The organism is Pantoea phosphatilytica (genome assembly GCF_051025615.1).
GTDB lineage: Bacteria > Pseudomonadota > Gammaproteobacteria > Enterobacterales > Enterobacteriaceae > Pantoea.
Map to the genome: position 1 here is coordinate 1,412,917 of NZ_JBPFDF010000001.1, position 11,790 is coordinate 1,424,706.

Genomic DNA, 11,790 nt, shown 5'->3' on the forward strand with positions numbered 1-11,790 from the left:
GCTGGCGGCGGACAACCTCGCGGCACCGATTACGCCTGACTGTTTAAAAGCCTGGTGCAGTCCTGTTAAAACTCACCATATTAATAAAATTTACGCGACCGGCCGCCGGAAAAGCGGGCGGTGGCGCGCATTCAGGCAAATTCTTCAATTGCCTGGCGGTTACTCCATGATCGGGTTAATGCTGCTGCCTCCGCCGCCGCCAGCCAGCGAAACGCCAGATGTTCGGTCAGCGTGATATCACGCTCCTGCGGCAATTGCAGGCGAAACCAGTGCTCGTGATTATGGGTGACGCCCGGCGCGTAGCGATGGCGGAAATGGGGGAAGATTTCAAAGTCAATCTGACGCTGACAATCCTCCATCTCCAGCCGCTCAGCCACGACGTCGATGCCGACCTCTTCATTCACTTCACGACACGCGGTCGCCAGCGGCGACTCGCCCGGTTCCAGGCTGCCGGTCACCGACTGCCAGAATGTGGGATCGTCACGCCGCTGCAGCATTAACACCCGGCCAGTATCCCGCGCCGAAATCACGACCAGCACTGAAACCGGGTGTTTGTAGCCCATTATTTATTCTCAGGCTTTTCTTTTTTCACGACCTGAATGCCCAGCTCCAGCAGAGAAGCGGGATTCGCTTCGCTTGGCGCTTCGGTCATCATGCAGGCCGCTGCCGTGGTTTTCGGGAAGGCGATAACGTCACGGATGTTGTCGGTGCCGGTCAGCAGCATGGTCAGGCGATCCAGACCAAAGGCCAAACCCGCATGTGGAGGCGTACCGAACTTCAGCGCGTCCAGCAGGAAGCCAAACTTCTCGCGCTGCTCGTTCGCTTCAATCCCCAGAATGCTGAAGACCGTCTGCTGCATTTCGCCGTTGTGGATACGCACGGAACCGCCACCGACTTCGTAGCCGTTGATCACCATGTCGTAGGCGTTAGCCACGGCCCGGGTCGGATCGGCGGCCAGCTCTGAGGCGCTCATCTCTTTCGGCGCGGTGAACGGATGGTGCATCGCCGCCAGACCGCCCTCTTCGTCCTCTTCGAACATCGGGAAGTCAATGACCCACAGCGGTGCCCAAGCGTTCTCGTCGGTGATGCTGAGATCGCGGCCCACTTTCAGGCGCAGCGCGCCCAGGGCGTCAGCCACCACTTTGGCACGGTCGGCACCAAAGAAGATGATATCGCCATCCTGCGCGCCGGTGCGGCTCAGGATGCCTTCGACGATCTCCGCGTTCAGGAACTTAGCGACCGGGCTCTGCACGCCTTCAAGGCCGTCAGCACGGACATTGACCTTCATCCATGCGAGGCCTTTTGCGCCATAAATTTCGACGAACTTACCGTACTCATCAATCTGCTTGCGGCTCAGCTGCGCACCGGCAGGCACACGCAGCGCGGCTACACGGCCTTTGGCATCGTTGGCCGGGCCAGAGAAGACCTGGAACTCCACGTTTTTCAGCAGGTCGCCCACGTCCACCAGCTCCATCGAGTTACGCAGATCGGGCTTATCGGAACCGTAGCGATGCATCGCTTCCGCAAAGGTCATCTGCGGGAATTCACCGAGGTCAACGCCCTGCACGTCCTGCCACAGGTTGCGGATTAAACGCTCCATGATCTCACGCACCTGAGGCGCGGTCATGAAGGAGGTTTCGACGTCGATCTGGGTAAATTCTGGCTGACGGTCAGCACGCAGATCTTCATCGCGAAAACATTTAACGATCTGATAATAGCGGTCAAAACCGGACATCATCAGCAGCTGCTTGAAGAGCTGCGGTGACTGCGGCAGCGCGTAGAATTTACCTTTGTGAACCCGGCTCGGCACCAGATAGTCACGCGCGCCCTCAGGGGTCGCCTTGGTCAGCATCGGGGTTTCGATATCCAGGAAACCTTCGTCATCCATAAAACGACGGACAAAGCTGGTGATTCTGGCGCGGGTTTTCAGGCGCGTCACCATCTCAGGACGACGCAGGTCCAGATAGCGATATTTCAGACGCGCTTCTTCGCTGTTGGTCTGGTTAGAGTCCAGCGGCAGTGGCTCAGAGCGGTTGATGATAGTCAGCGCCTGGGCGAACACTTCCACTTCACCGGTCGCCATGTCGCTGTTTTTGTTCTTCTCATCACGCGCACGCACGGTTCCGGTGATCTGGATGCAGAATTCGTTACGCAGTTCAGAAGCCAGCTTAAACGCGTCCTCACGATCGGGATCAAAAAACACCTGCACGATGCCTTCGCGGTCGCGCATATCGATAAAAATCAAACTGCCCAGATCGCGACGGCGGTTTACCCAGCCGCAGAGCGTGACTTGCTGACCCACATGAGACAGATTGAGCTGTCCGCAATATTCTGTACGCATAACACTATCCTTTTAACTTCGCCGCTGCAGCTGACAGCATCCAGCCGCGTTGCCTTATGTGATGCTGTCGCAAAAATGGCGGCTATTATAATGGAAAAAGGCAGGCAGGATAAGCAGATCCACGCCAAAGCGCCGATTTCCCCTGTGCATTTGCCCCTCAGCCCGACGCTGGAGGATAATGGGCTATCTTAACCTGTCGTCAGGAGCACGCGTGACACTTCGTATTGGCCTGCCTCAGTGGCAGCATTCACACTGGAAACGCTGGGGTATCGGCAGCCTGGCGGATTATGCCCGCTATTTCCACTGTGTGGAGGGAAATACCACGCTCTATGCGCTGCCCAATGCTGAAACGGTGATGCGCTGGCGCGACATGACGCACGAGGCGTTTCGCTTCTGCTTTAAGTTTCCAAACACCATCAGCCATCAGGCAGCACTGCAACACAGCGACGATCTGCTGACCGATTTTCTGCGCCTGATGGAGCCACTGGCCGATCGTATCGGTCAGTACTGGCTGCAGCTGCCGGCCAGCTTCTCACCGGCGGAGCTGGAGGCGCTCTGGACGTTTCTGGACAGCCTGCCGCGTCGTTTTCACTATGGCGTCGAGGTCCGCCATCCGGCGTTCTTTGCCAAAGGCGACGCGGAGCGGGCGCTGAACCGGGGTCTGCTGGCGCGCGGCGTTAACCGCGTGATGCTCGACAGCCGCCCGGTTCACGCCTCCACCTCGCAGAGTCCGGCGGCGCTGGTCGCACGTTCCCAGAAGCCCCGCGTGCCGCCGCACGCCCTGCGCACCGGATCGCAGCCGATGGTACGCTTTATCGGCAGTGACAGCGTGGAAGAGAGCGTGCCGCTGTTTCAGATCTGGCATGACAAGCTCATGGCGTGGCAGCAGCAGGGCGATGTGATGCTGTTTCTGCATACGCCCGATATGGGCCAGGTTTTTCCGCTGGTGCAGGCACTCTGGCCGCAGCTTCAGCAGATCGACCCCGGCATCGGCAACGGACCTGACTGGCCGCAACAGAGCTCACTGTTTTGATGAGACAACAGGACAGCGCCCGCTCCGCTGGCTAGAATAACCACTTTACCCTGAGTGACAGGAGTCACGATGATTAGCGCATTATATGTGGTGCTGGGTGCAATACTGGTGATGAAATTTACGCTGGATGTGGTGCGTTATCGTCGTTTCTATCATGTGGCCTACGGCGACGGTGGCTATCACGACCTGAAAATGGCCATTCGTATTCACGGCAATGCCATCGAAACCGTTCCGCTGGCGCTGCTGCTGCTGGTCATGATGGAGATGAACGGCGCTGATATCTGGATGGTGCATCTCACCGGTCTGCTGTTTTTCATCAGCCGTCTGCTGCACGCCTGGGGTTTACGCAGCAGCGCGATGGCAGGCCGCAAATATGGCATGATGCTGACGCTGTTTTCACTATGTGGCATGGTCATTTTTAACCTGATCTACCTGCCGTGGGAGCTGGTCCTGACGCTGCATTGAGCCAGCCGGGGTTAAGGGGTGCAGCCCGCCCCACTTTCTGCCAGAATAGCGCCCTTTCCGTCGTCTCTTCGGATTTTCGATATGTCTGACCGCGATCAACTTTTCTCAGCGCCCATTGCAAAACTGGGCGACTGGACCTTTGACGAGCGCGTTGCTGAAGTCTTTCCTGACATGATTCAGCGCTCGGTGCCGGGCTACTCCAACATCATTTCGATGATTGGTATGCTGGCTGAACGTTTTGTCACCCCGGACAGCCAGGTTTACGATCTGGGCTGTTCGCTGGGCGCGGCGACCCTGTCGGTGCGCCGCAATATTCATGTGCCGGGTTGCCAGATTATTGCCGTGGATAACTCTCCGGCGATGGTCGAACGCTGCCGTCGTCATCTGGATGCCTTCCGCGCTGACACGCCGGTCACGGTGCTGGAAGCGGATATCCGCGATATTCCCATCGAAAATGCCTCGCTGGTGGTGCTCAACTTTACGCTGCAGTTTCTGGAGCCGCCTGCCCGACTGGCGCTGCTGCAGAAGATCTGGCAGGGACTGAAACCGGGTGGCGCGCTGGTGCTGTCGGAGAAGTTCAGTTTTGAAGATGCCGATGTCGGCGAACTGCTGTTCAACATGCACCACGACTTCAAGCGCGCCAACGGCTACAGCGAACTGGAGATCAGTCAGAAGCGCAGCATGCTGGAAAATGTGATGCTGACGGACAGCGTTGAAACCCATAAAGCCCGCCTGAAACAGGCCGGTTTCCCGCACGCCGAACTCTGGTTCCAGTGCTTTAACTTTGGTTCACTGGTGGCGTTGAAATGATCGACTTTGGCCGTTTTTATCAGCAAATCGCCGTGGGTCCGCTGGCGAAGTGGCTGGAGGTATTACCGGCGCAGATCAGCGAATGGCAGCGTGAAAACCTGCATGGACACTTCCGTGACTGGTACAAGTCGCTGGAGTATCTGCCGCTGCTGGAACCGCAGAAGCTCGACCTGCTGCACAGCGTGACCGCCGACCGCGATGACATCAGCGATCGTCATCGTCAGGGCATAGAAAAATTACTGCGCAACCTGATGCCGTGGCGCAAAGGCCCCTATTTCCTCTATGGCACCCATATCAATACCGAATGGCGCTCAGACTGGAAGTGGGAGCGCGTGATTCCGCACATCTCCCCGCTGGCGGGCCGGACGGTGCTGGATGTCGGCTGCGGCAGCGGCTATCACATGTGGCGGATGATTGGTGCAGGCGCCCATCTGGTGGTCGGCATCGACCCGATGCAGCTGTTCCTGGTGCAGTTCGAAGCGGTGCGCAAGCTGCTGAATGACGATCGCCGGGCGCATATGCTGCCGCTGGGGATCGAGCAGTTACCGGCGCTGCAGGCCTTTGACACCGTTTTTTCGATGGGGGTGCTCTATCACCGCCGTTCTCCGCTGGATCACCTGCTGCAGCTGAAGAATCAGCTGGTGAGCGGCGGCGAACTGGTGCTGGAGACGCTGGTCATTGAGGGGGAGGTTAACCAGGTACTGGTGCCGGGCGAGCGTTATGCACAGATGCGCAACGTCTTCTTTATCCCCTCCGCCGATGCCCTGAAGAGCTGGCTGGAAAAAAGCGGGTTTGTCGATGTCCGCATCGTCGATTTCGCCCGCACCACCACCGAAGAGCAGCGCCGTACCGACTGGATGACCAGCGAGTCACTGGCGGAATTCCTCGATCCCGACGATCCCGCCAAAACGATTGAGGGCTATCCCGCGCCCCTGCGTGCCGTGCTGGTCGCCACTAAACCTTAAGGCCTTAGCGGCGAGACAATGCCAGTTTCGCCGCAAAACCAATAAACACGCAGCCGGTCAGGCGATCCATCACCTTCAGGACCGACGGTTTCCGCAGATGACCGGCGAAATAGTGGCTGCCCGCAATCAGCGCCGCATTCCAGATCAGTCCCAGCAGCATATGCGCCAGCGCCATCAGGCTGCACCAGAGCGCCACTGACGCGCCCGCCGGAATAAACTGCGGCAGGAAGGTAACATAAAACACGCCCACTTTCGGGTTCAGCAGATTTCCCGTTAATCCCCGCATAAAGCAGGCCAGATAGCCCTGCGGCCTGGCCGCTGCCTCATCTTCCGCTGTCACCGGCTCCTGACGCGGGTTGAGCAGCAGCCGGATCCCCAGATAGAGCAGCCAGGTTGCGCCAGTCCACTTCAGCAGGTTATAGGCGAGTTCAGAGGCCATCAGCAGCGCCCCCAGCCCCAGCCCCACCGCAATCCCCCAGAGCAGACAGCCCAGCGTGACACCAAAGGCGGTAGCCCAGGCGCGCTGCCAGCCCTGCGCAATCGCGGTGCGCAGCACCAGCGCCGTATCAAAGCCAGGGGTCAGCGTCAGGATGGTTATCGCAAACAGAAAGGAGAACAGCGTGGCGGTCATCATAATCTCTTTATCACTCCCTACGTTTTTTCACGCCAGGTAACGGCGCGGGCAGCCGGGTGCCAGGACAGCCAGAATGTGCCAGGCTGGATCAGGTTAATTCATTCCTGTCACGGAGTTGTGGTTATGAGCAAATTTATTTTTTCGTCACCCCGAAAATATGTGCAGGGCGCCGGCGTACTGGATGAACTGGGAACCTGGCTGGCAGAGCTGGGCGATCAGGCGTTTCTGGTGGCGGACGATGTCGTCTGGAAACTGATTGGTGAACGCACGCAGCGGACGCTGCAGTCGGCCGGTATCCGCTTCAGCTGGCAGCAATTTAACGGCAAGGCCTCCAGTAACGAAATCACCCGCCTCAGTAAGCTGGCGCAGGATCAGGGCTGTAACGTGGTGGTCGGGCTGGGCGGCGGTAAAACGCTGGATACCGTGAAGGCGATAGCGGATGAGCTGAAACAGCCGGTGGCGATCGTGCCGACGATCGCCTCCACCGATGCGCCCTGCAGCGCCCTGTCGGTGATCTATTCCGACAGCGGGGTTTTCGAGAGCTATCGCTTTTACAGCAAAAACCCTGACCTGGTGCTGGTCGATACGGCCGTCTGCGCCAGCGCCCCGGCACGTCTCTTCGCCTCGGGCATTGCCGACGGTCTGGCTACCTGGGTTGAAGCGCAGGCGGTGGCGCGTTCCCATGCCAAATCGATGGTCAATGGGGATCCGACCCTGGCCGGACTGGCGATTGCCCGCACCTGTGAAGAGACGCTGCTCAAATGGGGTTACAGCGCCTATATCGCCGTGACGGAAAAGCGGGTCACGCCCGCCGTGGAGGCGGTGGTCGAGGCGAACACGCTGCTCTCCGGGCTGGGTTTTGAAAACGGGGGACTGGCTGGGGCACACGCAATCCACAACGGGTTTACCGCGATTGAGGGTGAGATCCACCATCTGACCCACGGCGAAAAAGTGGCCTATGGCACGCTGACGCAGATGGTGCTGGAGCAGCGCCCGGATGAAGAGATTGCCCGCTATATTCGCTTCTATCGCGCAATCAACATGCCGACGACGCTCAGGGAGATGCATCTGGAGAATGAAAGCTGGGAGAATCTGGTGAAGATCGGTGCCCTGGCAAACAGCGACGGCGATACGCTGAAAAACCTTAATCCTCATCTTGCGCCGGAGGATATTGCCAACGCGCTGCTGGCGCTGGATGCCTTCAGCCGCACGGTGAAATAGTCCTTCAGCAGGCGATCGCCGGATCGCCTGTTACTCTTTCGCCGCAGATTCCGCCGCAGACGGCGAGTCCCAGTACTCATATTTGTAGGCGGAGCTGAGATGACGTTCCAGGGTGCCACGCGTGAAGACTTCTGTCTCATGCTGGTAACTCAGGGTGCAGTTACCGACCTCATCCCAGGACTGACACTCATCGACTGAGCGAATAGTGCTGAGTGGGGTCTTCTCCTGCGTGTCGAGTCGTTGTTCACGCCATTGCGCATCATAGCTGTATCTGTCGCTGCCGCGGGCAGAGGTAGTATGCGTCACCAGCCCCTGCGGATTCCAGTGATAGTAAAATTCACCGTTGCTCAGCGGATCGCTGCCGCGTGCCACGCTCTTTTCCAGCCGGAGCTGGCGATCGTAGTGATAGGTGGTGTCGGTAAAGCCGCTTTTGCCCATCGAGGTAAAGCGGTCAGAGGCGCTGGTGATATTGCCGTGCTCGCCCTTCTGCCAGTTGATTGTCCCCTGCCGGTTTTCGACCACCTCCTCTTTTCCCGCTTTCAGCACTTTAACCAGCCAGGCATAGTCGGCGACCCAGCCGCCCTGTACCCGGGCGATGTGCTGCTCCATGCTGAGGGTCACATTGCGTTCGCTTTTGTCATAGCTGACGTCGGCCACCGTCAGTTCGCCGCAGGCATCAAATTGTCCCAGCACCCGCTTCTGCGAGTTCACATCCTTACCAAACTCCCCGGCCACCACCTGCTTCACTGCCCCTCTGGCGTTGCCGCCCAGCAGAATCAGCTGATTGCTGTTAGCCACGGCCGCCCGGTTCGGGAGGCATCCGCTGGTCGCAGCATGGCTGCTGCAGGAGGCCGTCAGCGTCAGGATCAGAAGAGCCATCAGATTCCGTTTCATAGGGTAAGCTCCAGGCGATGATGCTTTGAGTGTAAACGCTGCGGCGGCGGGCCGCCGCCCTCCCGGCAGATTCCAGCCCGCGACACCGCGTAGCGGACAGACGCACAGTCTGATAGCCAATAGTCTGAACATGCCGGGTGGCCTTAAATCTCTCCAGGCCGGAACGGGAAGTAAACGGATAAGAATCGCCCGGCCACAGGAACGTGGAAGCGTGAATCAGTGTCCGCAGCAAACGTTGCACAAAAAGAACCCCAGCAAGCGTACTGGGGTTTGGTACTTGCAAACATCACGTCAATGATCGGCGTGCTGCGCGGCAAAATCTGTTGTGGTTCAGGCGACCCGAACGGTGCTCATCTGCATCACGCTTTTCATCGCCTCGACCACGTCGCCATCAACACAGTAGCGACTGAACTCATCGGTTTCGGCTTCAGAACACATGGAGACGCCCGCTTTGCGGTAGCGCATCGGCGACACCATCAGGTGACTGGCCGAGCTATGCACTTCATTTATCCCCATGTCGAGAAACTTTTGCAGGTTGCTGAGGCGTACGCCCGCACCCGCCATAATAATAGGACCGGTGCTGCTCTCATTTAGTTCCCTGAGTAATGCAATTCCGTTTTCCGCACTCTGCTGCTGACCCGAAGTCAGAATACGCGCTACCCCTAAATCCGTGAGCATCTCCAGGGCGCGCCTGGGGCTGTGACAGAGATCAAAGGCACGATGAAAGGTCACCGCCAGGCCATCACACAGCGCCATAATCTGCCGCATCTGCCCCAGATGAACGTGGGCATCCTCATCCAGCATCCCGATAACCAGACCGGGAAAACCGAGTTCGCGGATCAGCGCTACATCGGATTTCATCGCCTCAAACTCCCGGGAGGTATAACAGAAATCGCCACCACGGGGCCGGACAATCGGATGAACCGGAATCGAAACGTCACGACGGGCAGCCTGCAGTGCCCCTATCGAGGGGGTCAGTCCGCCTTCACGGGGAGCGGCACAGAGTTCAACCCGATCGGCGCCCGCCTGCTGTGCGGTCACGGCGCAATCCACGCCATAGCAGCAAATTTCCAGTGTGGTCATTCTTTTCTCCTGTACATGACTCTGGTTCAAGGCAGATTCATCAGTTAGTCTGGCTGCTGGAATGAGTTTACCGGGAAAGTTAACTATGGCATTCAATTTCGACCAACGGATAGACCGTCGTCACAGCGATAGCCTGAAATGGAACAAATATGCGGACCAGGACATTCTGCCGCTGTGGGTGGCCGATACGGATTTCCGATCGCCTGACTGTGTGATCGAGGCGATTAAAACCCGCGCTGAGCATGGGATTTTTGGCTATGGCGATACGCCAGTGGCTTTTATCGACAGCGCAGTGTCGTGGCTCGCCTCGCGCTATCAGTGGCACGTTAATCCCGAGTGGATCGTGGTTCTGCCGGGCGTCGTCAGCGGGCTTAACCTGGCCGTGCGGGCGTTTACCGCCCCTGATGAGCTGACCATTGCGCCCACGCCTATCTATCCACCGTTTCGCGGTGCCGCCAGACTGGCCGAGCGGGGTCAGCTCAACCTGCCTCTGACGCTGCAGCAGGGCCGCTGGTTGCCTGATATGGCGAGCGCGGAAGATGCACTGACCGGAAAAGAGCGGCTGTTAATGCTCTGTAACCCGCAGAATCCGGGCGGCACCGTCTATCATCGCGAGGAGCTGGAAGCCCAGCTGAAATTTGCGCAGAAGCACGATCTGATCGTCTGTTCCGATGAGATACACAGCGATCTGCTGCTGGAGCCAGGCGTTCAGCATATTCCGTTTGCTTCACTGAGTGAGGATGCGGCGCAGCGCAGCGTCACGCTGATGTCCCCTTCCAAGACCTTTAATATCGCCGGGCTGGGTGCCTCCATCGCCATTATCCCCAGCGCAGAGCTGCGTGCCCGCTTTAACCGGCTGCGGCGCGGCATTGTGCCGGAGGTGGATATTCTGGCGATCACGGCCGCGGCGGCCGCCTGGCGCGAGGGGGAACCCTGGCTTAAGGCCCAGATTGCCTATCTGCGCAGCAACCGCGACTGGCTGGTTTCCCAGGTCAACAAGATGAACGGCCTGAGCGTCGCCTCACCGGAGGCGACCTATCTCGCCTGGATCGACGCCAGCGCGCTGAACGTTGCCAGTCCGGCACTCTATTTTGAAAAATATGGACTCGGCCTGACGGCCGGACGAGAGTTTGGCAACGATCAGTTTGTGCGGCTCAATTTCGGCTGTACCCGTGCGCTGCTGGATGAGGCCGTTGCGCGCCTGAAGCGCGCGCTGGCCGCCCGCATTTAGGCCTGTTCGCTGGCGACAATCTCTTCCAGCCGCCACGGGTGAAACTTAATGGTCGTCTGCCCGTCCGTCACCGCCAGGGTCGGATTGGGCAGGCGTTCATTTTCGCCCTGTGGCGAGCTGGTTTTAAAGGAGATACCCGGCTGCGTCAGGGCCTCGTCGGAGAGTAACGCCATGGCGCGTACCCCCAGCGTCTGATGATCGCCGCGCAGCACCACCTCGATATGCTCCCAGCCCTCATGACGATACCGTTTTTCACCCGGCCAGGGCAGCTCTACCACATCGATCGCCCGATCGGCCACCCGCAGTGGATCATGTAGCTTAAACAGGCAAATCTGCCGTCCGTTGATCGTGGCGGCCGAAAATTGATGCCCCATCTGCTGCAAGCCTTGCTGCCAGCGCATCGCGGTCGTCTCCTGATGACAACGCACGGCAATATGGTCAATTTCCAGATCGTTAAGGCGTACACCCAGTCGCTGCGCAAAATTCAGCAACGATTCTTCAAAACGCGCTAAATCTGTCTTTAAATCATCCAATTCTGCCGGAAAAGATCTTTCCACTATCCCGATTCCTCATAATTTGTTTAGCATTTATAATCAGTCTGGTTTATTGTGCGCCGCCTGCCTGACGCTACATAATGATAAGATTCATCTTATTTGCCCGGAAATTTAACGCAAAACCTTATAATAACATCTTTCATTTCGGATTTATCTTCTGTTTAGGACCATGAATTGCTTGATGAATGCAGCATAAGCAAATGATTTATATAGACTTCTTTGATACAATAAGATAACTCTTATTTGAAGACGAAACAATTGCAGCCCTCCCTGCCTTCCTATAAATTTGACCTAACACAACTAAAAGGAATGGCTCTATGTCTATGCTCATCGTTGTCGCTGTCCTTATCGCACTGATGGGATTTGCAATTTCCCGCCATTGGAAGGTGCGTGAAGATAAAAGCGTAAAGAATCCTCGCCGTCACTTACGACGCCGTTAATGCCTCCGGGAAACATCTTATTCAGCTCTGTTTCCCCACTTCATCCAACTACTGACGCCCACTGACATTTCACGTATACTTTTCCCCTCATTTTTTTCCGTTTTGTCTGACCTGTCCGT

Annotated in this window: 12 protein-coding genes; 6 read left to right on the forward strand and 6 right to left on the reverse strand. The window is 57.7% G+C overall.

Going from position 1 to position 11,790, the window contains the following annotated elements:
• Positions 1-131: 131 nt before the first annotated feature.
• Entirely contained in the window at positions 132-563 is a 432-nt protein-coding gene (gene nudB, locus ACR6AS_RS06975) for a dihydroneopterin triphosphate diphosphatase (RefSeq protein WP_111139786.1), read from the reverse strand.
• Entirely contained in the window at positions 563-2,341 is a 1,779-nt protein-coding gene (gene aspS / locus ACR6AS_RS06980) for an aspartate--tRNA ligase (RefSeq protein ID WP_434161560.1), read from the reverse strand. Before aspS ends, nudB begins: the two co-directional genes overlap by 1 nt.
• Before the next feature lie 211 nt (positions 2,342-2,552).
• On the opposite strand from aspS, the gene ACR6AS_RS06985 reads away from it, so the two are divergent.
• The 4 genes from ACR6AS_RS06985 to cmoB all read left to right on the forward strand — a co-directional run bounded on the left by ACR6AS_RS06985 (position 2,553) and on the right by cmoB (position 5,614).
• Positions 2,553-3,374: a DUF72 domain-containing protein gene (locus tag ACR6AS_RS06985; protein WP_434161562.1), complete on the forward strand. Its 822-nt coding sequence runs from the start codon at positions 2,553-2,555 to the stop codon at positions 3,372-3,374.
• Positions 3,375-3,443: 69 nt separating this feature from the next.
• A complete protein-coding gene (locus tag ACR6AS_RS06990; RefSeq protein ID WP_111139788.1) occupies positions 3,444-3,839 on the forward strand; it encodes an MAPEG family protein in 396 nt (131 codons plus the stop codon).
• A gap of 81 nt (positions 3,840-3,920) precedes the next feature.
• Positions 3,921-4,649: a carboxy-S-adenosyl-L-methionine synthase CmoA gene (gene cmoA / locus ACR6AS_RS06995; RefSeq protein ID WP_111139789.1), complete on the forward strand. Its 729-nt coding sequence runs from the start codon at positions 3,921-3,923 to the stop codon at positions 4,647-4,649.
• On the forward strand, positions 4,646-5,614 hold the full coding sequence (gene cmoB / locus ACR6AS_RS07000; protein WP_111139790.1) for a tRNA 5-methoxyuridine(34)/uridine 5-oxyacetic acid(34) synthase CmoB: 969 nt from the start codon (positions 4,646-4,648) through the stop codon (positions 5,612-5,614). Before cmoA ends, cmoB begins: the two co-directional genes overlap by 4 nt.
• A gap of 4 nt (positions 5,615-5,618) precedes the next feature.
• Here the strand turns inward: cmoB and ACR6AS_RS07005 are convergent, their stop codons facing one another.
• Positions 5,619-6,245 (reverse strand): LysE family translocator, encoded by a 627-nt coding sequence (locus ACR6AS_RS07005; protein ID WP_367396345.1) that lies wholly within the window; start codon positions 6,243-6,245, stop codon positions 5,619-5,621.
• 126 nt (positions 6,246-6,371) lie between these two features.
• Between ACR6AS_RS07005 and ACR6AS_RS07010 the strand changes: the two genes are divergently transcribed.
• Entirely contained in the window at positions 6,372-7,469 is a 1,098-nt protein-coding gene (locus ACR6AS_RS07010; RefSeq protein WP_434161564.1) for a glycerol dehydrogenase, read from the forward strand.
• Positions 7,470-7,499: 30 nt separating this feature from the next.
• Here ACR6AS_RS07010 and ACR6AS_RS07015 read toward each other — a convergent pair whose 3' ends face one another.
• Both ACR6AS_RS07015 and cutC read right to left on the reverse strand, forming a co-directional pair.
• On the reverse strand, positions 7,500-8,363 hold the full coding sequence (locus tag ACR6AS_RS07015) for a hypothetical protein (protein ID WP_434161566.1): 864 nt from the start codon (positions 8,361-8,363) through the stop codon (positions 7,500-7,502).
• Between the two features lie 330 nt (positions 8,364-8,693).
• Positions 8,694-9,446, reverse strand: a complete 753-nt coding sequence (gene cutC / locus ACR6AS_RS07020) for a copper homeostasis protein CutC (protein ID WP_293771331.1) — start codon at positions 9,444-9,446, stop codon at positions 8,694-8,696.
• 85 nt (positions 9,447-9,531) lie between these two features.
• On the opposite strand from cutC, the gene ACR6AS_RS07025 reads away from it, so the two are divergent.
• Positions 9,532-10,677 (forward strand): MalY/PatB family protein, encoded by a 1,146-nt coding sequence (locus ACR6AS_RS07025; protein ID WP_434161568.1) that lies wholly within the window; start codon positions 9,532-9,534, stop codon positions 10,675-10,677.
• On the opposite strand, the gene ACR6AS_RS07030 is transcribed toward ACR6AS_RS07025, so the two are convergent.
• Positions 10,674-11,234 carry a VOC family protein gene (locus ACR6AS_RS07030; RefSeq protein ID WP_111139797.1) on the reverse strand — a complete coding sequence of 187 codons (561 nt, stop codon included), beginning with the start codon at positions 11,232-11,234 and terminating at the stop codon, positions 10,674-10,676. The genes ACR6AS_RS07025 and ACR6AS_RS07030 overlap by 4 nt on opposite strands.
• Positions 11,235-11,790: the final 556 nt, after the last annotated feature.